This is a genomic window from Shewanella bicestrii (genome assembly GCF_002216875.1).
GTDB lineage: Bacteria > Pseudomonadota > Gammaproteobacteria > Enterobacterales > Shewanellaceae > Shewanella > Shewanella seohaensis.
Map to the genome: position 1 here is coordinate 1,166,651 of NZ_CP022358.1, position 24,848 is coordinate 1,191,498.

Below are 24,848 nucleotides of genomic sequence, written 5' to 3' on the forward strand. Positions count from 1 at the left end.
ATTAACGGTATAGGATCAATGAGCGACTATAAATTTACTTTGAATTTGCCGGAAACTGAGTTTCCGATGCGTGGTAATTTGGCAAATCGCGAGCCAGAGATGTTAGAGCGCTGGACGAAAGACGGTCTGTATCAGCAGATCCGTGATAGCCGAATTGGCCGCACACCTTTTATTTTGCATGACGGTCCACCGTATGCGAACGGCAGTATTCATATTGGTCACTCAGTCAACAAAATTCTTAAGGACATTATTGTTAAGTCAAAAACCATGTCAGGTTTTGATGCGCCTTATGTGCCTGGTTGGGATTGCCACGGTCTGCCAATTGAACTGAAAGTTGAGCAAAAAGTCGGTAAGCCTGGTCAAAAAATTTCTGCGGCCGAATTCCGTGAAGAATGCCGTAAATATGCCGCCGAGCAAGTCGATGGCCAGCGTGCCGACTTTATTCGTTTAGGCGTGCTGGGCGATTGGCAAAAGCCTTATTTAACGATGGACTTTGCCACCGAAGCCAATATCGTACGCTCTTTATCTAAAGTGATTGAAAACGGTCACTTACATAAAGGTGTTAAACCTGTTCATTGGTGTACAGACTGTGGTTCAGCCCTTGCTGAAGCCGAAGTGGAATACGAGGATAAAACCTCTCCCGCTATCGATGTAGCCTTTACTGCGACTGATAGCAAAGCTTTAGCCGCTCAGTTTGGTGTAAGCGATTACTCGCATCCTGTGGCTATGGTGATTTGGACTACCACCCCTTGGACGCTGCCAGCTAACCGCGCGTTATCTATCAGCCCTGAGCTGGATTACAGCTTGGTTGAATTTGCGAAAGAGGGCGCGACTCACGCAGTTATTCTGGCCGATGTGTTAGTTGAGGCTTGTATGACGCGTTACAGCGCCGAGAGCCATAACGTGTTAGGTAAAGTTAAAGGCGCAGCACTTGAGCTGGTTCGCTTTAAGCATCCATTCTTAGCCTTTGACGTACCTGCGATTTTAGGTGACCACGTGACGACTGATGCCGGTACTGGTGTGGTTCATACAGCGCCTGGCCATGGTCAAGACGACTTCGTGGTCGGTCAAAAATACGGTTTAGAAGTGGCAAACCCCGTTGGTGATAACGGCGTTTACAAACCAGACACTGAGTTTTTTGCTGGCCAACACGTATTTAAAGCAAACGACAATGTGGTTGCACTGCTGAAAGAAAAAGGCGCGCTATTACACCATGTTGCGTACCGTCACAGCTATCCACACTGCTGGCGCCACAAAACGCCCATTATCTTCCGTGCTACGCCGCAATGGTTTATCTCAATGGATAACCAAAACCTGCGCAAGCAAGCATTAAGCGAAATTGAGCAGACTCAGTGGATCCCTGACTGGGGCCAAAGCCGTATCGAGAAGATGGTTGAGAATCGCCCTGATTGGTGTATTTCCCGTCAACGTACTTGGGGCGTGCCAATTACCTTATTCGTACACCGCGAAACCGAAGAGCTGCACCCTGACAGCGTGTCGTTAATGGCACGTGTGGCCAACCGCATTGAGCAAGAAGGCATTCAAGCTTGGTGGGATCTCGATGCCGCCGAATTACTGGGCGAAGAAGCCGAACAATACCGTAAAGTGACCGATACCTTAGACGTATGGTACGACTCAGGTTCAACCTTTGCTTCTGTGGTAGGCGCGCGCCCAGAGTTTCATGGTCATGGTGTCGATTTATACCTTGAAGGTAGCGATCAACACCGTGGTTGGTTTATGTCATCTCTGATGATTTCTACCGCTATGACTGGCAAAGCACCTTACAAGCAAGTGCTGACCCACGGCTTTACTGTTGATGGTAAAGGTCGCAAGATGTCTAAATCTATCGGTAACGTTATTGCGCCGCAGCAAGTCACCAACAAGCTAGGTGCGGATATTCTGCGTCTTTGGGTTGCTGCGACCGACTACAGCGGTGAAATGACCGTATCGGATGAAATCTTAAACCGTAGCGCCGATGCTTATCGCCGTATTCGTAACACTGCTCGTTTCTTACTGGCGAACCTTAATGGCTTCGACCCAGCTAAGGATTTAGTGGCTGTAGAAGATATGGTGGCGTTAGATCGCTGGGCGGTGCGCCGCGCAGCAGCGCTGCAGCAAGAAATCATTGAAGCTTATGAGCAATATAACTTCCATATTGTGACGCAAAAGCTGATGCAGTTCTGCTCGGTTGAGCTAGGTAGCTTCTACTTAGACATCATCAAAGACCGTCAATATACCGCTAAGCAAGAGGGCCATGCCCGTCGTAGCTGCCAATCTGCACTGTTCCACATTGCTGAGGCTATGGTGCGTTGGATTGCGCCAATCCTGAGCTTTACTGCCGACGAAGTGTGGCAATTACTGCCAGGTCAACGTGATGCTTACGTGTTTACCCAAGAATGGTACCAAGATCTACAATCTATCACTTTAGATACTGATTTAAGTGATGAGTACTGGGAAAATCTGCTGACTGTGCGTAACGAAGTCAACAAGGTTATCGAGCAAGCGCGCCGCGATAAACGTATTGGCGGCTCCTTGGAAGCCGAAGTCACGCTGTTTGCCGATGCTGCTTTAACTGAGCAGTTAACGCACATTGGTGATGAGCTGCGTTTCGTCCTATTAACTTCAGAAGCCAAAGTATTGCCATTGGCAGATGCGACAAGCGATGCCGTTGAAACTGAATTGGCTTCATTGAAGTTAGTGGTAAATGCAACAACAGCAGAGAAATGCGAGCGTTGTTGGCACCATAGGGAAGAAGTGGGCACGATTGAGGCTCACCCAACGCTGTGCCATCGCTGCGTAACCAATATTGAAGGTGACGGCGAAGTTCGTCTGTTTGCGTAAAGGATCTGTATGCCATTAACCTGGAAAGACAGTGGCTTACGTTGGTATTGGGTAGTTGTATTGGTGTTTTTGGCCGATCAACTATCCAAACAATGGGTCTTAGCCAATTTTGATTTGTTCGAATCGGTGAAGTTATTACCTTTTTTTAATTTCACCTATGTACGTAACTATGGCGCCGCATTTAGCTTTTTAAGTGAAGCGGGCGGTTGGCAACGTTGGTTATTTACCCTAGTGGCTGTTGGTTTCAGTACCTTGTTGACTGTGTGGCTGCGCAAGCAATCGGCATCCCTCTGGAAGTTAAACTTGGCTTACACCTTAGTGATCGGTGGCGCCCTAGGTAACTTAATCGATCGATTGATGCACGGTTTTGTGGTGGATTTTATCGATTTTTATTGGGGTAAGAGCCATTATCCCGCCTTTAATATCGCCGATTCCGCGATTTTTATCGGCGCCGTGCTGATCATTTGGGATTCGTTTTTTAACAGCAAATCCGAACAAGATAAAACCGAAGAGGTGAAGTAGTGACTGTGACACGTTCGTTATTGTGCCATATGAATATTGTGCTTGAAGATGGTTCGACCGCCGATAGCACTAAAGCCTCGGGTAAGCCAGCACGCCTTAACATCGGTGATGGTACTTTAAGCCCTGCATTTGAAGCGCAACTTGTTTCCTTGAATGAAGGTGATAAACACAGCTTTACGCTTGAAGCGGTCGATGCCTTTGGTGAGTCAAATCCCGATGCGATTCATTATATGGATAGAACTCGCTTCCCAGCTGATATGGAGCTTGAAGTTGGCGTTATCGTCAGTTTCGCAGGCCCTGGTGGCAGTGAGATCCCCGGAATTGTGCGTGAGGTTGCGGGCGATTCGATTACGGTCGATCTCAATCACCCTCTAGCGGGACGCAAAGTGACATTTGAACTCGACGTGGTGAAGGTATTGTAAGATGAAATTAGATCCTACCAGCCCAAGTTTAAATATTATGCTGGCCAATCCTCGCGGCTTTTGTGCTGGTGTGGATCGCGCCATTAGTATTGTCGAGCGCGCACTCGAGTTATTTTCGCCGCCGATTTATGTTCGCCATGAAGTGGTGCATAACCGCTATGTAGTGCAAAACCTGAAGGACCGCGGTGCCGTTTTTGTTGAAGAGTTAGACCAAGTACCGGATAACAATATTGTTATCTTCAGTGCTCATGGGGTTTCTCAGTCGGTACGTGCCGAGGCTAAGGCGCGTGGGTTGCGAGTTTTCGATGCGACTTGTCCATTAGTCACCAAAGTGCATTTGCAGGTCACTCGAGCGAGCCGCAAGGGGATTGAATGTATTTTGATTGGTCATGAGGGACATCCAGAGGTGGAAGGCACCATGGGGCAATACGATAACCCTAATGGTGGTGTTTATCTGATTGAATCTCCTGCAGATGTCGAAACTTTAGAAGTTCGTGATCCAAATAACCTCTGCTTCGTGACTCAAACAACGCTCTCGGTAGATGATACCCTCGATATTATCACCGCATTGCAAAAGCGTTTTCCTTCGATTGAAGGTCCGCGTAAGGATGATATTTGTTACGCGACGCAAAACCGTCAGGATGCAGTGCGGAACTTATCGGCCGATGTGGATCTGTTAATTGTGGTCGGCTCGAAAAACAGCTCTAACTCTAACCGCTTGCGTGAATTGGCATTAAAGACTGGGACTCAATCTTATCTGGTTGATACCGCGGATGATATCGATTCATCTTGGTTTGAAAATGTGACTAAAGTTGCGGTGACCGCTGGCGCATCTGCACCAGAAGTACTGGTTCAGCAAGTGGTTCAAGCGATTGCGAAATTAGCACCGAGTGTCGTTACCGAAGTTGAAGGGCGTAAAGAAGATACCGTCTTTGCCGTACCCGCTGAACTACGTTAATTGATGTAGAAAATTGTAGTAAATTGAAAGAGGCCAATGGCCTCTTTTTTATTATCAAAATTCACCAAATACAAACAAGGCATAATGGAATTAACGCTTATATGCTATTGTTACTGGCTACTTACATTTTACTCATCTATTATTAACTGCTAGTAATGTTTTTATCGTAAGATTAAGATTTAAAAGGGTAAATGGCTGAAAAGCTTGTCAAAAATATGACTAAATTCGAACGATTGACGCATAACAGAATTCAACGGGGCTTCTCTTTAATTGAAGTACTTGTCGCATTGGTGATTCTAGTGATTGGCTTGATCGGTATTTTTAATTTACACATTGTGGCTAAGCGCGGCAGCTTTGAATCCTTTCAGCAAACACAAGCCTCCTATTACGCCAATGATATTATCAACCGCATGAAGCTAAATCGAACGCAGCTTGCTAGCTATGCCGGAGAATACACTGGCGCCCCAAGTTCTGTCGCAAAGGTGTGTGAAAACACAACACTTTGCAATCCAACAGAATTGAAGTTGTGGGATATTTTTGAATGGCAATCTTCGTTAACCGGAGAGTCTGAAACTGTTGGCACTCAAAACGTTGGGGGATTGGATTCTCCTACGGCTTGTATTGAAGTGAATAATCGTGATGTGCTCGTTGTGATTACTTGGCGAGGCATACGTGAGACCAATATTGATACTTCAGCCGTTGCGGATGCAGCAGACACTTGTGGTGCTGACACTGAAAATAGGCGCATTTTTTCACTTAAGACAGTGATTATTTAGATGAAAAAATCATTTCGTATGAAGTTAAGTAAATCCGCGGAACTGGGAATGTCACTCGTTGAGTTGATGGTCGCTATGGTCATAGGGCTTTTTTTGACTGCCGGTGTATTTACCATGTTTAGTATGTCGTCATCAAACGTGACGACGACAAGTCAGTTTAATCAGTTGCAAGAGAATGGTCGTATAGCCTTGGCCATTATGGAAAGAGATATTAGCCAGTTAGGTTTTATGGGGGATTTAACGGGCACTGATTTTATCGTCGGGACAAATACCAGCATCGAGGTCACTACCATAACCGCTGATTGTGTCGGCGATGGGCTGAATAACGCGACGCTGCCTAATAATCAGCCGGCTCATTTTAGGCGTTTGTGGGGGTATGAGAATACTGCAACAAGTACACATCTTAGTTGTTTGGGGAACAGTGATGTTAATGCGGATACAGATGTTTTGCAGCTAAAACGCTTTATTGGACCTAATGTCGCAGCGGGAAACTCAAGCTCTGTGTACGTGGCTGCGAACTCCTCTCAGGCGGTATTTTTTGTTGGTGCTCCTACCACAGCGCTTGAAAATCCGAGAACATGGGAATATCAACACCATGTGTATTTTATTGCAAACGACGCAAATCAAATACCTATCCTAAGGCGTAAAACCTTAACCAGTACAGGCATGAGTAACGATGAGCAGTTAGTTGAAGGCATTGAGAATATTCGATTCTTATATGGTTTTGATAATGATGGGGATAGCACTCCTGATAGCTTTATGCCTGCTGAAGATGTCACATCATTGATGTGGGATAACGAAGGCTTTCAGCGATTGGTTGCGATAAAAGCGTTTGTACTGGTGAGATCGATTAACGAAGACAAGAGCTATACCAACGAGACGGAGTACCTTTTGGGAGACAAAACCATCACTATTCCTGCTAACGACCATTATCGTCGTAAGGTATTGTCGACAACCATAGTATTGGAAAATCCAGTGCTTATACGCAGTTAATTGAGGCCATGAGTGATGAGAAAGCAGAAAGGGATAGTGTTGTTTTTTGCATTAATTGTCTTGGTCCTCATGACTGTTATCGGTGTTGCGTTGGCGGTTAACTCAACACAATCGCTACGAATGTCTGGGGCTGGTGCAGAAAGAATAGAAGCTAAAGCGATTGCTGATGGTGGTTTAGAGCAGGTAATTTCAGATTATTCGGGCGAACAATTGGCAAACCTTAACGCAGAGGCGGATACAACAGTATTTAATAGCAGCCAGACATTGAAGCCCTTGCCTGAAACGGGCGTGCGTGATGTGGGATGCCAAAGAACCACAAATGCGACAGGGGCAAATTTGGTTAGCTGTAGAAGGGTTGAGATTAGCAGTTCAGTGACCTTTGGTCGGGACAATCTTGGCTCATTAACCGTTGTTTCAGGTGTAGAGCAACAAGTGCTAACAGGAAACTAAAGTTATGTTGAAAAAACTCTTTTGTGCTCTTATGGCTGCAACAGTCATTATTGCAGGGCAAATACATGCAGATGATACAGAGCTTTATCTTGTTGACTCAACGGTAAGGACTGGCAAGCGCCCACAGGTGTTATTTATCTTTGATAACTCAGGGAGTATGTCTACAGAAGATCAGAATGCTGTCAGCTCATATTGTTCCGAAGCTGGTCATGCGGCAGGTACTTGTACCTACCCTGCAGGATTTGAGACATACATGAACAGTTATTCTGGGTATATCAATCAGAAAGGTACCTATTGGAATGCAGGCGGTATCGATAATACCAGCAATATGCCGACACCAGATGATCCAAATGATGGTCGTCGTTTTTATTTGGGAAATAATAACTGTAATACTGCTGCCAAAGCGTTAGTGGATAAGGGACGTTACACAGGATACTTGCGAGAGTTTAACAAAAATAAGTGGGAGTCTTTAGCAAACAATAATGGTTTTAATCAGAACGATATAGTTGACTGCTACGAAGATATTCTCAATAAAGACCCTAAAAATCCAGGTTCAACTAATAAAAACCCAACGTTTGCAAATGGTTATCCTGTTGATACTAACAAAATGTATACATCGGGAAGCTCTGAGACAGATCGTCTATATAGCTTAAATAATACAAAGTTTGGAACCGAAACGCCGGTGACACTTTACTCTGCACATTACCTTGTGTGGTACAAGTGGGCTACAACTACAACAGAAGGGCAGAATAGTGGTGGTACTGGTACTCGTTTAGATGTCGCAAAAAATGCACTTAAGTCAGCATTAGAGTCCTTGGCTATTCCCATTGATGCAGCTCTTGCCGTTTATAACTTGAACTATCCAACCGAAAATTATGCTGACGGTGGACGTATTATTTATGATATGACCGAAATGACGGAAGCGAATAAGTCCTCTTTAATATCTTTAATTAGGGACATGCCTGCACAAACTAATACACCTCTGTGTGAAACATTATATGAAGCTTATCAATTTTTTAGTGGCGGACCTGTCACCTTTGGTAATGATGATAAAAATGCGACAGGATATTATAAGGTTGATAACTATACGCCAAATAGTCCCTCAAGCATCTTGATGAGTGGCAATTATGCTACGAAGTTTAAAGCATGTCCGGATACCGCATATGTGATTTATATTACCGATGGTGCGCCAACAATCGACCATGCTGCGGACGATTCGATTAAGCAATTAACTTCAACCGCTAAAGTCGCTGGTGACTACAGCGCTATGAGTTTCAAAGATGATCGTAATCAAGATGATTTTAGTTATTTGCCTGCTTTAGCGGCTTATATGTACAACAATGATATTGTTGTTGGGCCGAAAGATTCGAATGGTGTTGATAACAAACAAAACGTTAGATTGTTTACCATAGGCTTTTCTGACGGTGCGGATAAAGCAGCTGCGCTCTTGGAGGAGGCGGCTTTTAGGGGCGGAAGCCCAAGAGTAAATGGCGTATCTAAAGGTTATTACGTCGCTAAAACGGGCCTTGATTTAGTCGAAGCGATGAACGACGCATTAAAGTCTATTCTGACCATTGATTCATCTTTCACCTCTCCGAGTATTGCCAGTAACAACTTCGATAAAACTCAGACCTATAACTCAGCTTACTTTGCCATGTTTTTACCCGGTGGTGGACCCCGCTGGAGTGGTAATTTGAAAAAGCTGAAAGTTAATTCCTCTGGTGAGATTGTCGGTCCAGGTGGTACGACGGGAGCAATTGATACTAACGGCAATATATCAAGTGATACTTGCACCTATTGGAATACCTGTCCCGCAGGTAACATTGATGGTAATAAGGTTAAATCGGGTGGGGTGTTACCGACCTTAAAATCCCAATTAAAAAATAGAAAAATATATATAAATGATGGAAGTGGTTTGAGTTTGCTTACAACAATAAGCGATTCGAGTTTTTATTCTCTTCTAGGAAGTCCTGCAACTAGCTCCGTTTCTGATACTGTCTCCAAGAATCGAGACTGGATTTATGGTGTAGATGTTGATGATGAAGATAATGATGAAACCTATACCGACCCTCGAGATGATATTATGGGGGATCCTCTCCATTCGAAGCCTCTCGCCATTAACTTCGGTAATAAACCTACAACAGATGCCGATGGCAATGTGACATCTGAAAATCTTGATGTTCGAATCTTAGTTGGCACCAATCAGGGATTGGTACATATGTTTAAAGACTCAGACACTGGTAGTGGCGATTATGCTGTTGGTTCAGTTACCGAGTCTTGGGCATTTATACCATCTGAATTAGTACATAACATTCCAACACTCAGGCAAGATGATTCGACTGGTACTCACAGTGTTTATGGGATGGACTTATCACCGGTTGCATATACTGAGACGGATTCGGTTGGTAAAGTTAATAAAGCTTGGGTTTTCCTTGGGATGAGGCGCGGCGGCACATCTTACTATGCGTTAGATATCACAAACCCAGATTCACCACAGTATAAGTGGATGATCAATTCTAGTACGGAAAAGTTTGAAGACTTAGGCCAAAGTTGGTCAGAACCTGTCGTCACTTTTATCCCATCAATCTCTGAACCAGTATTGATTTTTGGGGGCGGGATGGAATCAGCAGAGGGTTCTGGGGCTGCTGTTTATATTGTTAAAGCATTTACGGGTGAATTTGTGACTAAGTTTACCGCTACGGGAATGAGCAGTATCCCAAATAAAGTGGCTGTTTTAGATAGTAATAATGACGGTATATCTGATCGGATATATGCAAGTGACATCGAGGGAAGTATTTGGCGAATAGATTTACCTTCGACCGATAAAACTAATTGGTCAGTATTCCAATTTGCTAAAATTGCAACAACGAGTTCCCCTAACAACAGGATGTTTTTTGCTGAACCTACAGTCGCCCAAACCCAGTTTAATAATATTCATTCTGAAAATGGGGTCTTATCGTATCAGAGTATCCCGTATGATGCTGTCACTGTGGGTACGGGGAATAGGACGCATCCATTAGATATTGCCACTAATGACATGTTTTATGTATTTCAGGATAGAAATGTTGTCACTAAACAATTCACTGGCACCGATATACCGGCCCCTCTAACGATTTCTAATCTATATGATGTGACCTCTGCAGCACCTACTTCGCAGAGTGATAATATTGCTTTTGGGCAAAAGAGAGGTTGGTATTATGATTTCCCTGCCACGGGAGAGAAAAGCCTATCTTCCTCGCTTATTTTTGATGGTAAAGTTTATTTCACTTCATTTGTTCCGCCGACTAACCAAGCAGTTGATTTGGATGCGGGGGTATGTGGTTTTTCGGGACAGGGACGGCTCTATGTATTTGACCTACATAAAGGTACTCGAACATCAAGTACACTTTACTATGAGGTGGGTGAACGTATTCCTGACACCCCCCAAATCGTTATCCCTGAGCCACAACCGGGTGAAGAGCCGAAAGCGTATGTTATCGGTGTTGGTAAAGGCGAGTGTGAGAACGGTGAATGCAAGGGAACGATCGAATTGGGTAGCGGCTTAAAGACTAACAAAATTTATTATCATATTGATGAGTAAGAACATTAATGAAAAAGAATAGACTGCAAGGGTTCACTTTAATTGAAGTCATGATCGCTGTTGTTATCGTGGGGATTTTAGCTTCGATAGCGTATCCATCATACATTGATTACGTGGTTAAGAGTGGACGGTCTGAAGGTGTTGCGGCGGTGATGAAGGTTGCGAATCTTCAAGAGCAGTATTATTTGGATAACCGAGCCTATGCGACTGATATGACCAAACTGGGGTTAGCCGCTAATCCTTTTGTTACAGAGCATGGGCGTTATAGCTTAGCTTCAAGTGGAACCAGTTCATTCACTATCACTGCGACTGCACAAGGTTCGCAGGCTAGTCGAGACTCAACGTGTGCGACTATTACGATGACATCTGCTGGTGTAAAGGGGCCTTCTGCGGAGTGTTGGAAATGATAAGATATTGTATTGCTTTAGCATTAGCTTTGCCTGCATTTGTGATTGCTGCGGAACCTACAGTGGTTATGCAGGATTACAAATGCCATGTCACAACGACAAATGGTGATAAAGTGCTGTTTTATCGATGGAGGATTAAAGATGTCAATTTGAATATGGCGAGTCTTCCTAGCAAGCAAAAAGTAGGTGGAGATAAAAAGAAATTCTTTATTAAAGAGGTTGTAGAGTGTGTTGAGCTTAGCCAAGAGTTCACTAATGAAAACAGTAAGAAAATTGATGAGCTAACCTTGAGATAAGCTTATGTGTGTGGAATATCTTCTGGTTTATGAGCAGCTTTTACCATCTGCTCCGTAGGAGATTAGTCCGCTAGAGCTTATGTTTACACTCTTGGAGTTGGTTGCGGAGCCTCCAGGGCAATAGATGATTTCTACAGCACTATTTGCTGATAACATGCCTTCAGAGCTAAAGGTAAAACTCGCCGAATTACTTTTTACACTGTCATTTGTATTGAATGCGTCAATAACACGAATATCTTTATTATCAGGACTAATCACTTTAATCCCATTCCCCCAATTTGTACCACATGCACTTCCATTTGATGCACAAACTTTAATTGTTGCGCCATAACTGATGGCTTGATTTCTGGCAAAAACCATAATGTCATGAATTTTGGCGATATTATTATTAACGCGCACACCTTCATAGACGGATATTAAAGATGGTACTCCGATAGTTAATAATATTGCAGCCACTGCAATCGTAACCATCAGTTCAACCAGTGTGAAACCAAGCAATTTATTTAGCATGCACTCAACCCTCACTTATACAAACTAAAGTATAAGCGAGAATAGGCGGGATTTCAGTATCTAAGTTGCATCCTTTGTGCTGTTTAATTTCTAAAAGATAGTCTCAATCCTTTTATGTTGTCAGTTGATATTGCCTTCAATCAATTCTCGCCATTTATCCGCAGCGGATATTGGCATCAGTCGATAGTCTTGCCCTGCCAGCTTGATTTACCACAATCCCTCGTGAGTATGGGCTGGTGGGACTTGATGGGCAATACTTCAATGTTCCATTAGTACCAGAGGCAAGACCGTCTGGTTGAAAACGAATTAAGGTTCGATTGTAGATAACTGTATCTCTGGCATTGAAAGCGTTAGTGGTAAAAATAGTCGTTTCATTGCCATCGAGTTGACTATTGCTGTTAACATCGATAAATACCGTCAAACCAAGCTGCCAGTTAGATATGCACTGATTGTTGCTTAAGGCGCAGACAGTCACTTTTCGATTGAAGGAAATGGCATGATTTCGTGCGAGCATCAGTGTTTGCTGGATGACTTTGATATTACTATCAGCCCTGAATCTCGTGTTGAAATCGCTTAACGAGGGAGCGCCAATCGATAACAGAATGGTCGAAATGGATACAGTAGTGATGAGTTCAATCAAGCTAAAGCCATGTGGTAGAGTTTTCATAACAGATCCTTTGTTATAAATGTCGCTCGCATCCTACGAGCCTTTGGAGCAAAACTGCTGCTGTTTAAGTATAGAAGCGTACCAATGAGACTTTTAGATTTTTACGGACTAAGAATTGTTTTATAGAAACTGTGTTTTATGAGGAAAGCACTGCCTATACTTCAATAATCGCCTAACCCCGTGTAAGCTAATGGCATTCTATTTGATTATCTGTCAGCAAGTGCCGAGGAATGTTTGATGAAAAAAGTTGAAGCGATTATTAAGCCTTTTAAATTGGATGATGTACGCGAGTCACTTGCTGAGATAGGTATCACCGGGATGACAGTGCTGGAGGTTAAAGGTTTTGGCCGTCAAAAAGGGCACACCGAGCTTTACCGCGGTGCGGAGTATATGGTCGACTTTTTACCTAAAGTTAAAATAGAACTCGTGATTCAAGATGACTTAGTCGACCAAGCGATTGATGTTATTGTGGAAACAGCTCGTACCGGTAAAATCGGCGATGGTAAGATTTTCGTAACGGATGTAGAGCGCGTTATCCGCATTCGAACTGGTGAAGAAAACGAAGAAGCGGTGTGATTCATCCGTTTCAAGAGAGGGCCATTTGGCCCTTTTTTGTTGCTTAAAATTTATGATTGATGGGACTAAGTCTTTCTGTTCCTGAAATATCTTTAATGCAAAATAGCCTCTTTAGTTAGACTAAAGTAGTTATCTCTTATCTGTTCCATGGTATAACTTAGCCACTTAAATAGGCTTGTTGAGGTTGTTATTTTGGCTACGAAACGAATCGTGATAGTAGGTGGTGGGGCGGCAGGTTTAGCGCTAGCCTCTAAATTAGGCCGCAAGATGGGCGGTAGTGATGTCGTCGATGTTTGCTTAATTGATAAAAGCCCAATCCATATTTGGAAGCCAAAATTACACGAAGTAGCTGTTGGGGTTATTGACCAGTCTATAGAGGGATTGTTGTATCGAGATCATGGTCTTAAGAATGGTTATCGATACATTCGTGGCGAAATTGAGCAATGTGAACCCGATGCCAAAACCATCCAACTTGCTGCGGTTTATAGTGACTCTGGTGAATTGCTGCTTGAGCCCCGTCAAATTGAATACGATTACTTAGTGCTAGCCTTAGGCGGGGTCTCTAATAGCTTTAATACCCTAGGTGCTGAGAAACATTGTATTTTCCTTGATAGTTTAGATAACGCTAACTTATTCCATCAAAAATTATTAGATGCATTACTGCAACTCAATGAAACACAAGAGAAAGTAAGTATAGGTATTGTTGGCGCTGGCGCCACAGGAGTCGAATTAGCCGCAGAGCTTCACCATGTCATTGAATCGGTGAAAGAATATGGCTACCTCAATATCTCTAAGCATCATCTTGATGTGCATCTTATTGAAGCGTCACCAAAAATTCTCCCACAGTTACCCGAACGTGTGAGCGCAAGAGCTCAAGCGGTATTGGATAAAATTGGCATCCGCTTGCATATCGGGGTGCAGGTTAAAGAAGTCACCCGCGATGGGTTTATTACGCAGGATGGTGACGTTATCGAAGCGGGGCTTAAAGTGTGGGCGGCTGGTGTGAAAGGTCCAAAAGCGTTTCAAAACTTCTCTAAGTTACCCATTACGCCGCGCAATCAAGTGGAAGTTGATGCTTGTATGCGAGTTAAAGGCCATCAAGACATTTATGCGCTTGGGGATTGTGCTCTATTAATTTTGGAGTCCGGCCAACCTGTGCCCCCTCGCGCTCAAGCGGCAGCACAAATGGCGGATACCTTGTATGAGAATATTGTGAATCGTTTACAAGGGAAGGCGGAAAAACCTTTTGTGTATAAAGACTATGGTTCTCTGGTGTCTTTAAGTCGTTTTTCTGCGGTCGGTAATCTAATGGGGAATTTGCGTTCTGGAACTTTCTTCGTGGAAGGTCATATCGCAAGGATCATGTATATTTCGTTATACCAGAGACACTTAGCGAGCCTATATGGCTGGTTCTCCGCAATTATTTATCGCATTGCGCAAAAGCTACTGAAATGGCAAAGGCCAAAGCTGAAATTGCATTAACTGAAAACAAAACAGAGAGCCTTGGCTCTCTGTTTTGTTTAAGCCTAGCAGGGCTGAAAATTAATGTTTGGGAGAGGCTGAAGAGTCTCGGATCACAGGCTCTGGCGTAAATGTTTTTGCAAACTTGGCATCTTGTTCACGGCGTTTCGCGATTAATAGCTCTGTTGCCACTTGGGCAATTTCAGCGTTAGGTTGATGCACTGTTGTTAGTTTTGGCCAAGTTTGGCGTGAGAATGGACTGTCTTCGAAGCCGACAATGGATAGATCGCCAGGGATATCTAGCCCTGCTAAACGAGCAGCAAAAAGCGCCCCTGCTGCAATTTCGTCGTTACAGGCAACAATCGCTGTTGGACGGTTTTTCTGTTTGATCAGCGTGTTAGCCCCTTCAACGCCCGACTCAAATGAGTATTTTCCTTCAATTATGTAATCTTCATTCAGAAGCAGGCGATTTTTTGTTAATGCTTGTTTATAACCAAGTAACCGCTCTTTGGTGGACTCGTGGTGTAGATCGCCACTTAAAAAGGCAATTTCTTTATGGCCTAAGTCGATCAAATGCTGAGTAATTTCAACCGCACCAAATTTGTCATTGACTAAAATCGTCAGTCCATCCTGCTCTTTATTACCTTCGCCGGCAATAATTCGCACATAGTTGGCCTCAATATCACTTAAGGCTTTAAGGACTTTAGGATCTTCAGAAAGAGGCGGCGTTAACACTAAACCTGCCAGTCGCGAATGTTTCACGAGTTGAGTCAGTTCATCGCAAATGGTGTCAGATTTTGCGTTACAAGGATGAATAACCAGCTCATAGCCTTTATCTTTACAGGCCGACAAAATCCCGTTTTGCATATCAATAATGTAATAAGCGTTGGGATTATCATAAATAAAACCAATGGCATAGGATTTTGTGCCAGCAAGGTTTCTGGCCGCGAGATTGGGCTGGTAGTTTAATGCTTTGATGGCCTCGTTCACTTTATCAACCGTGGCTTGTTTTACCGAAGGTTCGTTATTGGTTACGCGGGAAACTGTCTTGATTGACACTCCAGCATATTTAGCGACGTCGTTGATAGTGACTTTCATTGATCTACAAACTCTTTATTCAAATGTGCGAAGGGCTAGCTAATTGATGAACCTAAATCCTTTAGGCGCAATTTACAAGCCGACAGCGTTGTCAGCTTACTTTTTATTATGCTTCTTATAGTGCGAGCATTTACCGCGTATAGCAATGCTGAATTGTTACAAACTGAGGCATTTTTCAACTGTTAACACTCGGTTATAAGTTGTAATTTTACATCAAAACATCTAAGTGATTATTTTTGCTTGAATATATTGATTTTTCTCTTCTCAACACTTCGCTTTATGACATTTTTTTTCGTCCAGAGTTATTTTGTTGTGGCAAGGCTGTTAATTATTGTGTAATGTTTGCACTAGACATGACAGCGTTGTCATTCCATCGGAATGGTTATGAATACTAAAACGATAATAAAGTTATGGAAGGGAAACGAGATGCGACCATCATCCTTTAAGAAAAGTGTACTAGCTACAAACATTGCTATCCTACTCGGCAGCGCTGTTTCAATCAGTGCTGTTGCTGCAGAGGCTGAAGCAGCCGCTGCAGCAGCGGTACCTGAAAATATTGAAAAGATTGAAGTGCGCGGTATTCGTGCTTCAAACAAAGCCAATATCAACGAAAAACGATTTTCAAATGCAGTTGTTGATGCGGTAACGGCTGAAGATATCGGTAAATTTCCTGATTCTGACGTAGGTCAAGCTTTAGGACGTGTTCCTGGTGTGACTGTTGGCCGCACATTTGGTCAAGGTAGCTCTGTTTCTATTCGTGGTACCGATCCGTTAATGACGTTGACTACTTTGAATGGTCAAAACGTTGCATCAACAGGTTGGTATGATCAAATGAACGTAGACCGTTCATTCAACTACTCTATGCTGCCATCAGAACTGATTGGTGGTATGGAAGTGTATAAGTCTACCCAAGCTAACCTCGTTGAGGGTGGTATCGGTGGTACTGTGATTGTTAAGACTCGTAAACCGTTAGATATGGATGCGAACTCTGTATTTGCCTCTGTTAAAGGTGAATACGGTTCAGTGAACGAAGATGTTGCACCTGAGCTATCTGGTTTATATAGCTGGAAAAATGACGATGAAACCTTCGGTGTTTTAGTCGCTGGGTCATACATTGACCGTGAATATCTGCGTACTGGTACTGAAGCGGACCTCGATTGGGGCGGCCGTTCTTCGGTTCAACCATCTAGCTTCCTGCAAGAACAAGAGCGGACTGCGCTCGATGCAACAGTGCAATTCCGTCCAACAGACAATTTAGAATTTGGTGCTCACGTACTATCACTCAAGCTTGGTGCTGATAGTATTGGTGCCAACATGTATATCGAAACCGACACTAACTGGGGTGAAGGAGCTTCTCACTGTAAACAGTTTAACGCTGCGGGTGTGTGTACTCTGAGCGTAACTCCAGAAAGTGACCCATCTAACGTGTTCTTCCAAAACTGGGCACGTAAAGGTGAAATGACATCTGATACCTTTGAGTTAAATGCGGATTATAAAGGTGACGGTTTTGCTATCTCTGGTGTAGCAGGTAAAACTAAGGCTGAAGGCGGTACTCAGATGAGTGCTAACTTTGGTTATGGTTGGTGGGGTGACAAGTTTGGTCAGGTGAAATGGGCGGGTACCGTTGATGCGACTGGCAAGCAAATTGACATCAATGGCCGTGACATGGGATTCACCCAAGATCAGCTAGACACTACTGTTGGTACTTCAACTTGGACTGGTATCAAAGGACCTAACTCTGACGAAGAAACTTATCTGCAGTTAGATGTTGATTTTGACTTAGATTTTGGCGTTATCAATAAGTTTGAAACTGGCGTGCGTTACACTCAACATGAATTTGAAAAGAGTGAATACCGTGCTATTTACGACCCTGCTAAGAAGAATGAGTTCAAGACTTCAGATCTTTACAGCGGCACCATGAAGTTAGGCTATGACGGTTGGACTATTCCTAAAGCCGATCTTGATGCGATGATCAACGCGACAGAATCTCTAGTTGACCAATTTGCTTATAGCCGTTCAGCTTACGGCCTCATCGAAGAAGATAACTTCTCGATGTACGGTATGTTCTCATTCGACGGTGAAGGCTTCCGTGGTAACTTCGGTTTACGCTACATCCAAACTGACGTGACTTCTAGCGGTCATATCATCGATAACTCGCCTGCAGACATCTTAGGTGTGAACCAAGGTTGGAGCGAAGAAATCCATAGCATCAGCGACAGCTACAGCGATGTATTGCCAAGCTTTAACATCTCTTTCGACCTTGCACCTGACTTGATCTTACGTATGTCAGCAGGACAAGCAATTACTCGTCCTAACTACGATAACTTATTCTTATCAACATCAACTGGTTATCCAGATGATAGACGTGGTAACGAAGAGATCACCTACGGTAATCCAGGCTTAAAGCCAATGAAGTCTTCACAAGCTGACTTAAGCCTTGAATACTACTATGGTGATGGCAACTTAGTTTCTGCGACATACTTTATCAAAGATATCAGTAACTTCATTGTTGCTACTACCCAATACAATCAACAGATTGGCGTAGTGAACAATGACTTAGAAACCCCTGCCGATAATTGGACTGTAAACAATTATGAAAACGCGGGTGGTGGTGAGATCGATGGTATCGAGTTACAGTTAAACCACGCTTTCGACAATGGTTTCGGTGTTAACGCTAACTATACCTACGCGGATGGTACCGCTCCTGCTGAAGTGTATACTGATAACATCGGTATGTTCACTGAGTCTTCTAAGCACAGTGCGAACTTAGTGGGTTACTGGGAAAATGATGATTTCTCAGCTCGTGCAGCTTATAACTGGCGTTCTGAGTATATGGTTCGTGAATACGGTAAATACTACGGTAACCGCATGCACGATGCCTTTGGTACTCTGGATGTGACTTTAGGTTGGAACGTTACAGAAGCCATTGCTTTACGTCTTGAAATTGTTAACTTAACAGCTGAAGACGATGTGCAATATGGTGCAGCTGGCGTAGGTACAGAAGTTAAACCTGCACTCCAAGACGATTTCCCAACATGGTCGTTTAAAGGCGAAACTACCTACAAGTTAGGCGCAAGTTTTGTATTCTAATATGTTGTTTTAGTCTAAAAGCCCAGTCTCGACTGGGCTTTTTTATAGATGAGTCAAAGCCGATGAAAATCAAACGCATTGCAATTATTGGTGGCGGAACAGCGGGTTGGTTAGCCGCAAACCATTTGGGCGCAGAGTTATGTCACGACCCGGAAATTGAGATCACCCTGATAGAATCTTTAGACGTACCAACTATTGGCGTGGGGGAGGGAAGTGTGCCTTATCTTGCCAAAGGGCTGAAACGTTTTGGTATTTCAGAGGCTGAGATGCTACTGACTTGCGATGCAACTTTTAAGCAAGGGATTAAATTTGTTAATTGGTTAGACCCAGAACGACATGGAGAATATCATTACTATCATAGTTTTGATACCCCCTATCCCGCGGGTGTCGATGTATCGAATTATTGGCTGGCAAATGCTGCTGACCGGCCGTTTGATGATGTAGGAATCCAAGCTCGGATTTGTGAGTTAGGCTTATCGCCCAAACGTAAAGGTTCTGGCGATTATGAAGGCGCACTGTCCTATGCCTATCACTTTAACGCCTTGAAATTTGCAGGTCTTCTCGCTAACAACGCCAAGTCGAGATTTAACGTAAAGCATCAGTTTGCCACGATTAAAGGTGCCGAAATTTGTCAATCCGGCCGAATTACCCATTTAGTGACCGCGGATGATGCTTCACTCGCATTTGATTTTTATGTGGATTGCAGTGGATTTGCTTCAATCTTAATTGATAAAACCCTCAAAGTGCCTTTTGTAAGTAAAGCCAATGAGTTACTAACTGATACAGTACTTGTTCAGCAGGTTGCACTGGGGGGCGATGAGGAGATTAACCCCTATACTACAGCGACGGCCCATAAAGCGGGCTGGATTTGGGATATTCCGCTCACGACTCGGCGCGGTACTGGTTTTGTGTATTCTAGTCGTCATATGAGTGATGAAGAGGCGTTAGGCTTATACGCCGACTATCTAAGCATCGATAAGGCTCAATTTAATCCGCGTAAAATTCCAATGAAGGTTGGCTACAGAGAAACATTTTGGCATCAGAATTGTGTTGCATTAGGGTTAGCGCAAGGCTTTGTGGAACCGCTAGAAGCAACGTCGATATTGGTATCGGACTTTTCTGCTGAATTACTTGCACGTAATTTCCCTCGACATCTGGAAGATATCGATGTGCTCACGCCTCACTATAATCAGGTCACGACCTATGTGTGGGAAAGAGTCGTGGACTTTATTAAATTGCATTACTGCGTTTCAGATAGAACAGACTCGGATTTCTGGCTCGATAATAAAAAGAGCGAGACTATATCTGAGGAGCTACATCAGCGACTTGCGCGTTTTGCCTTAAGACCTCCTCATGCATCTGATTTTTTTGGGCGTTTTGAGTTGTTCGATCATAAAAATTTCCTTTATGTGTTATATGGAATGAAATTCAACACGGTTGCGACAGTCTTATCAGCACAAGAAGTTCAGCATTGTGATGCATTAATGAAAGGAAATGATCAGCTAGTCGTTAAAGCGGCTTCAATGCTATTAAAACATCGAGATTGGCTTGAAGGCTTAAAGCAGGCCTTTGAGCAGGCTCGGTCTACAAAGGTTTAATTTTAATCTGGATGGCTATGATGTTAGTGCCAATATTTGATAACGCAATCTGTGTCTATGATTTTGAACAGTATGATAGTTTTGAAGGTAAAGACGATACTTATCAAACAATTGATGCCTTGTTTGCGTTACCAGAAGTGCTAAATGAGGCAAACGTACCTGATGCTAATGGGGGGCGAGCCTTATCTACGGTTCACTTGCATCAGACCCATCCAATTCCTCAGCTGTTAAATTTTAAGTCCAATCCTTTAGGGCGCTGGATATTGATGTGCATTTTTGATGCAGCGGTACAGCTTGGATTTGATAAAACGAGAAATATTAGAAAGTTAAAGTATCACCGTACCTGGGCCAATCGTATGGAGTATGGTTGTGATGCCGTGGCTCACAGGCATGCGAATGATGATTGGTCTATACCGCATTTAGTTGCAATTTATTATACAGATGTGCCTGAAAATAGTGCTGATTTAGTCTTTATTCAGGATGATAATCGGCAGCTTATGCGTGGTAAGTCATGTAGTGAGTATCCTTTGGCGCAGCAATATAGAGTCAGTTCTCTGGCGGGAAGATTGATTTGCCATGATGCTCGTTTTTTACATGGCACAACTGTCCATAAAAACACCTTACCTCGGACTTGTTTAGTGATAGAAGTCGGTTTTCCTCCGCTGGATTGAATAACATTTTCAGCTCGAATTTCTGTCTGTCAGAAGGTCAAATCATGACAAACCCAGTCAAGATAATCCAACTTGAGAAAAACAGCTTTAAGGTTTTGACTGGGAGAATTAGCGCCAGTTTTCGCGCTAATAAACCACCGATAATTGCACCAGGGCCTGCAAACAGTACCAGTTCGAATAGGGCATGACTGCTACTTGCAAACACATGTATCGGACTTGCCGACCAGACGGTAATCGCCGATACCACCACTCCGATGGCAACGGCCATCTTGGCACACACTCCCCGTAACATCAGATAGATCACTAGCAGTTCGCCCACGCCAACCGATAACCAGGCGGTGATGATCCCGCCCAAATAACCAATTACTGCTAGCCAGCAATAGTCTCGGGCGTTGAGGCGATGGCTTTGAAGGGTACGGCGTTGGCTGCTGATAATGATCGCTATCCCTAATAGGATGGAAAAAAGACTAAAGCTGGTATGCAGTGAGGAGGGGGAGTTCAATTGCCATAACTGACTGCTCCAAAGGCCAAGCACTGAGCAGGTCGCCGCTAATAAAATGCTTGGAATAAAGCCTGACCAAGTTTTGTCATGGTGATGGTGTCGTCGATAGTAGCTTGACCATGAAATCGCCCCTGCCGTCATACCAAAACATTGGATCATAAATGACGTGGAGACACTCTGAACTTCACTGAAATTTAAGCTAGAGAACACCGGAATAAAGATCACTCCACCTCCCGCTCCCGTGGCATTTGCAAAGATGGCTCCCGTTATCCCCAAAAACACAAACTGACCGTATTGTTTTATTAACTCAATGGGTTGATGAAATTGGACTAACCAACATAGCCATGCACTCAATAGCACAAGGACGATTGCTATCGGTCGATAATATTGGCCGAGGTTAATATTTCTACGTTTTAAGATAAGGCCATATGGCAGCATTTCGAGTTATTGAGTGGAGTGGGTGAGTTGTTGCATGCATGTTATCAGTCAAAGACAGCGTTGTCACACTGGTGTGGAAATAAAAAGTTAAAACATAATCTATTGATATTTAATGATTAAAAGTGTTTTGACTAAAAAAATACCGATAAATGTCAAAAAAATGTAGAAAACCTGTTCTTTCTTGTGTAATTTAATCAATGACAACGCTGTCATCTGCTTGTGTGATTCGTTGTTTTGTAAGGTCTGCATGAAGAGGATGAGGTCTCCTTATTCATGTACTTGGCAGAAGTATTGCTGGTCGGGCGGCGATACGTTTGTCTTTAATATTTTGATAGTCTCTCCCCAGAAACTAGCGTTGGCTGGGTACTGTAAGCAGTGCCCAGCCATTTTTTTAGGTAGAGCGACCTTGCTTAGGATAAGCAGACAAGTTAGCGGCATTAAAAAATAAAACTCGCTGGATATTCCAGTCATAAAAAAGAGGCTGCGATTCATGGTTATTCATATTGCTACACTGCTTGGCAGCGTAGTGACTACTTTTGCTAAGCGTTTGCTGATGCCCATCATTGGACTCTGGGCGAGCGCTATGGTTTGCGCTTTTAGTTTCACCGCGATAGCCGCCGTGGAGTCGGCGTCGTTTACGCTTACAAATGCCGCTACTGCAGGCAGTTCTACAGCAAATAATCTTGCTCCCATCAAGATAGTGACCACAATCCAACAGCAGTGGCAGTTTAATCTCCTCAAAGAGGCGCTGCGCCGCTCTGGTCAGTCCTATCAGGTCGAACAAATGTCGACGCAGATGAACCAAAAACGTAAGGTCGAAGAAGCGTTGGCTGGTACTGTCGATGTTTTTTGGAGCATGACTTCTAAGGAGCTTGAGGAAACCGTGCTCCCGGTTCGTATCCCTTTGTTTAAGGGATTACTCGGTAACCGCCTGTTAATTATCCGCAAAATGGATGAGGCTAGATTTGCCAATGTAAAAACGCTGGCGGATTTTAAGCGATTAAAAGCAGGGCAAAACCGCTATTGGCCCGATGCCAGCATCCTAGAAGCCAATGGTTTGCCTGTCGTGACTAGCTATCAATACACCAATCTGTATCCTATGTTAGAGGGGGGGCGATTCGATTACCTTGCCCTCGGCGCACAGGAAATTGGCGATGAACTCGCAAGCCACCCCGATCCTGCGCTGAAAATCGATACTCACATCCTGCTGCAATATCGCTCGCCGGCATATTTTTTTGTCTCCCCCAAACGTCCCGAGTTAGCGGCGGCAATCTTAGCCGGGCTCGAAAATATGATAAGCGACGGCAGCTTTGATGAGATGTTTAATCGTGAGCTTAAGATAGACAAGCTCTACCGTGATGCCCAGTTTGAGCAGCGTGTAATTATTCGTCTCGATACGCCTGATTTAAGTCCCTTAACCCCCATTGAACGCCAAGAGTTGTGGTTAGATCTATTTAGTATGCAAGGTGCAAAATAATGAAAACATTAGCCTTAAAAGTACAAATTGGGTTAGCAGCTGCGATATTTATGATAGTCAGCGTGCTATTTGGGGTGTCCTATTGGTTGGCGAGCGATAGCTTGACCAGCAACGAAATGGCCTTTGAAGACAATACCGTTGCGAATCTTCAGGTCACCATGGCGCAGCCGATTTTTACCTACGACTACGAGCAGATCCGTGCCGTGTTGTCTGTCATGTTAAAGTCTGAGCAAATCTATCAAATCACCGTTGTGGATCATCGGGGTAAATTGCTCGCCGAAGACAAACAAACCGAGGCCGTTGCCGCAAGCGACCTACAAACAAGAGAGTTACAGTTCAGCGACCAAGGTAATCCGACCGGGCGCTTAACCATTGCCTTCTCGACTTTGCCGGTTAAGGCGCAATTATCCGACTTACTGCTGGGGTACTTTTTACAGGCGCTGCTGATTTTAGCGGGTAGTCTGTTAGTGATTTTCATCATTCTCAAACGCTTAGTGATTAGTCCTTTGGATAAGGTTGTCGCCGCGTTAGAAGAAATCGCCAATGGTGATGGCGATTTAAGCCACAGATTACCCGTGGAGAGCGAAGATGAAATCGGCAAACTTGCCAATGCTTTCAACGGTTTCGTCGAGCAAATTCATGGCACTATTACCAGAGTGCATGAAACCTCGGGCCTGCTATTGGGTGATGCTAAGGCGCTGGGTACGCTGTCGCAAAGCAACAATCAAAGGGTGCAAGCTCAGCTTAAAGAAACCGAAGCCGCGGTCACGGCCGTGACTCAATTGAGTGCCAGTGCCAACGAAGTGGCCATTAATGCAAAACGTACTGCTGATGCGGCAACCCAAGCCGATAGGGCGGTCGACGATGGTCAACGTCAGTTTGACTCGGGCTTAGCCATTACCCGTCAATTGGCGCGTGAATTAGCGCGTTCTGCCCAATCGGTATCGCAGCTACAACAGGAAACCCAACGCATCGATGAAGTCGTGGTGGTGATCAACAGCATTGCCGAACAGACTAATCTACTCGCCCTAAATGCCGCTATTGAAGCCGCCAGAGCGGGTGAGCAGGGGCGTGGTTTTGCCGTCGTTGCCGATGAAGTGCGCTCTTTAGCGAGCCGTACCCAACAGGCGACGGGTGAAATCCAAAAAATGATCCAACAGGTGCAGAGCCGAGTTGCCGAAACCGTGAATGTGATGCAATCGAGCCAGACTCTCTCCAATCAAGGGGTCAACCGTTCGGAAGAAATTAAGCTAGTGCTGTCTAAAGTGACTTATTTAGTTTCCAATATCAGTAATATGAATATCGAAGTTTCCCATGCGGCGCAGGAGCAAACCTGCGTCACCGAAGCGATTTCTCGTACATTAAATGATCTTGCCAATGTCTCAGGTTCAGCCTCCCTCGATAGTGAGCATTTAGCACAATCGAGTGAGCGACTGTTTCACCAAGGGGAAAGACTGCGGACGTTAGTAACTTCCTTCAGATTGTAGCCATTTCTGAAGCTAGAAAAGGAATATC

21 protein-coding genes are annotated in these 24,848 nt (G+C 44.0%); 17 read left to right on the top strand and 4 right to left on the bottom strand.

Features of this window, described 5'->3' with window-relative positions; translation table 11 throughout:
* Nucleotides 1-18: 18 nt before the first annotated feature.
* The 10 genes from ileS to CF168_RS05205 all read left to right on the top strand — a co-directional run bounded on the left by ileS (nucleotide 19) and on the right by CF168_RS05205 (nucleotide 11,245).
* A complete protein-coding gene (gene ileS / locus CF168_RS05160) occupies nucleotides 19-2,841 on the top strand; it encodes an isoleucine--tRNA ligase (protein WP_089067205.1) in 2,823 nt (940 codons plus the stop codon).
* A gap of 9 nt (nucleotides 2,842-2,850) precedes the next feature.
* Nucleotides 2,851-3,363: a signal peptidase II gene (gene lspA, locus CF168_RS05165; RefSeq protein ID WP_011623704.1), complete on the top strand. Its 513-nt coding sequence runs from the start codon at nucleotides 2,851-2,853 to the stop codon at nucleotides 3,361-3,363.
* Nucleotides 3,363-3,785 carry an FKBP-type peptidyl-prolyl cis-trans isomerase gene (gene fkpB / locus CF168_RS05170; RefSeq protein ID WP_011626961.1) on the top strand — a complete coding sequence of 141 codons (423 nt, stop codon included), beginning with the start codon at nucleotides 3,363-3,365 and terminating at the stop codon, nucleotides 3,783-3,785. Before lspA ends, fkpB begins: the two co-directional genes overlap by 1 nt.
* Before the next feature lies 1 nt (nucleotide 3,786).
* Nucleotides 3,787-4,743, top strand: coding sequence for a 4-hydroxy-3-methylbut-2-enyl diphosphate reductase (ispH, locus tag CF168_RS05175; protein ID WP_089067206.1), 957 nt, complete (start codon nucleotides 3,787-3,789; stop codon nucleotides 4,741-4,743).
* Between the two features lie 191 nt (nucleotides 4,744-4,934).
* Nucleotides 4,935-5,519: a type IV pilus modification protein PilV gene (pilV, locus tag CF168_RS05180; protein ID WP_167373569.1), complete on the top strand. Its 585-nt coding sequence runs from the start codon at nucleotides 4,935-4,937 to the stop codon at nucleotides 5,517-5,519.
* 18 nt (nucleotides 5,520-5,537) lie between these two features.
* Entirely contained in the window at nucleotides 5,538-6,512 is a 975-nt protein-coding gene (locus tag CF168_RS05185; protein WP_167373686.1) for a PilW family protein, read from the top strand.
* Between the two features lie 15 nt (nucleotides 6,513-6,527).
* The gene (locus tag CF168_RS05190) at nucleotides 6,528-6,962 is read left to right on the top strand and encodes a pilus assembly PilX family protein (protein ID WP_089067208.1); all 435 of its coding nucleotides are present in this window, start codon (nucleotides 6,528-6,530) and stop codon (nucleotides 6,960-6,962) included.
* 4 nt (nucleotides 6,963-6,966) lie between these two features.
* Nucleotides 6,967-10,542, top strand: coding sequence for a pilus assembly protein (locus CF168_RS05195; RefSeq protein ID WP_089067209.1), 3,576 nt, complete (start codon nucleotides 6,967-6,969; stop codon nucleotides 10,540-10,542).
* Nucleotides 10,543-10,550: 8 nt separating this feature from the next.
* On the top strand, nucleotides 10,551-10,949 hold the full coding sequence (locus tag CF168_RS05200; RefSeq protein ID WP_089067210.1) for a type IV pilin protein: 399 nt from the start codon (nucleotides 10,551-10,553) through the stop codon (nucleotides 10,947-10,949).
* The gene (locus CF168_RS05205; RefSeq protein WP_089067211.1) at nucleotides 10,946-11,245 is read left to right on the top strand and encodes a TapY2 family type IVa secretion system protein; all 300 of its coding nucleotides are present in this window, start codon (nucleotides 10,946-10,948) and stop codon (nucleotides 11,243-11,245) included. Before CF168_RS05200 ends, CF168_RS05205 begins: the two co-directional genes overlap by 4 nt.
* 27 nt (nucleotides 11,246-11,272) lie before the next feature.
* Here CF168_RS05205 and CF168_RS05210 read toward each other — a convergent pair whose 3' ends face one another.
* Nucleotides 11,273-11,755 carry a GspH/FimT family pseudopilin gene (locus tag CF168_RS05210; protein WP_089067212.1) on the bottom strand — a complete coding sequence of 161 codons (483 nt, stop codon included), beginning with the start codon at nucleotides 11,753-11,755 and terminating at the stop codon, nucleotides 11,273-11,275.
* A gap of 154 nt (nucleotides 11,756-11,909) precedes the next feature.
* Nucleotides 11,910-12,422, bottom strand: a complete 513-nt coding sequence (locus CF168_RS05215; RefSeq protein WP_089067213.1) for a GspH/FimT family pseudopilin — start codon at nucleotides 12,420-12,422, stop codon at nucleotides 11,910-11,912.
* A gap of 237 nt (nucleotides 12,423-12,659) precedes the next feature.
* Between CF168_RS05215 and glnB the strand changes: the two genes are divergently transcribed.
* Both glnB and CF168_RS05225 read left to right on the top strand, forming a co-directional pair.
* On the top strand, nucleotides 12,660-12,998 hold the full coding sequence (glnB, locus tag CF168_RS05220) for a nitrogen regulatory protein P-II (RefSeq protein ID WP_011073353.1): 339 nt from the start codon (nucleotides 12,660-12,662) through the stop codon (nucleotides 12,996-12,998).
* A gap of 192 nt (nucleotides 12,999-13,190) precedes the next feature.
* Complete coding sequence (locus tag CF168_RS05225) at nucleotides 13,191-14,480, top strand: NAD(P)/FAD-dependent oxidoreductase (protein ID WP_011717954.1); 1,290 nt, start codon at nucleotides 13,191-13,193, stop codon at nucleotides 14,478-14,480.
* A gap of 60 nt (nucleotides 14,481-14,540) precedes the next feature.
* Here the strand turns inward: CF168_RS05225 and CF168_RS05230 are convergent, their stop codons facing one another.
* A complete protein-coding gene (locus CF168_RS05230; RefSeq protein ID WP_011623692.1) occupies nucleotides 14,541-15,557 on the bottom strand; it encodes a LacI family DNA-binding transcriptional regulator in 1,017 nt (338 codons plus the stop codon).
* A gap of 426 nt (nucleotides 15,558-15,983) precedes the next feature.
* Between CF168_RS05230 and CF168_RS05235 the strand changes: the two genes are divergently transcribed.
* The 3 genes from CF168_RS05235 (at nucleotide 15,984) to CF168_RS05245 (ending at nucleotide 20,916) form a co-directional block, all read left to right on the top strand.
* Nucleotides 15,984-18,647: a TonB-dependent receptor gene (locus CF168_RS05235; protein WP_089067214.1), complete on the top strand. Its 2,664-nt coding sequence runs from the start codon at nucleotides 15,984-15,986 to the stop codon at nucleotides 18,645-18,647.
* Between the two features lie 62 nt (nucleotides 18,648-18,709).
* Nucleotides 18,710-20,245, top strand: a complete 1,536-nt coding sequence (locus CF168_RS05240) for a tryptophan halogenase family protein (RefSeq protein ID WP_089067215.1) — start codon at nucleotides 18,710-18,712, stop codon at nucleotides 20,243-20,245.
* Nucleotides 20,246-20,262: 17 nt separating this feature from the next.
* A complete protein-coding gene (locus tag CF168_RS05245) occupies nucleotides 20,263-20,916 on the top strand; it encodes a putative 2OG-Fe(II) oxygenase (protein WP_240520062.1) in 654 nt (217 codons plus the stop codon).
* A gap of 37 nt (nucleotides 20,917-20,953) precedes the next feature.
* Here CF168_RS05245 and CF168_RS05250 read toward each other — a convergent pair whose 3' ends face one another.
* The gene (locus CF168_RS05250; protein ID WP_089067217.1) at nucleotides 20,954-21,856 is read right to left on the bottom strand and encodes a sulfite exporter TauE/SafE family protein; all 903 of its coding nucleotides are present in this window, start codon (nucleotides 21,854-21,856) and stop codon (nucleotides 20,954-20,956) included.
* Between the two features lie 490 nt (nucleotides 21,857-22,346).
* Between CF168_RS05250 and CF168_RS05260 the strand changes: the two genes are divergently transcribed.
* On the top strand, nucleotides 22,347-23,333 hold the full coding sequence (locus CF168_RS05260) for a substrate-binding periplasmic protein (protein ID WP_089067218.1): 987 nt from the start codon (nucleotides 22,347-22,349) through the stop codon (nucleotides 23,331-23,333).
* Complete coding sequence (locus CF168_RS05265) at nucleotides 23,333-24,820, top strand: methyl-accepting chemotaxis protein (RefSeq protein ID WP_089067219.1); 1,488 nt, start codon at nucleotides 23,333-23,335, stop codon at nucleotides 24,818-24,820. The genes CF168_RS05260 and CF168_RS05265 overlap by 1 nt, the downstream gene beginning before the upstream one ends.
* The last annotated feature ends 28 nt before the right edge of the window (nucleotides 24,821-24,848 follow it).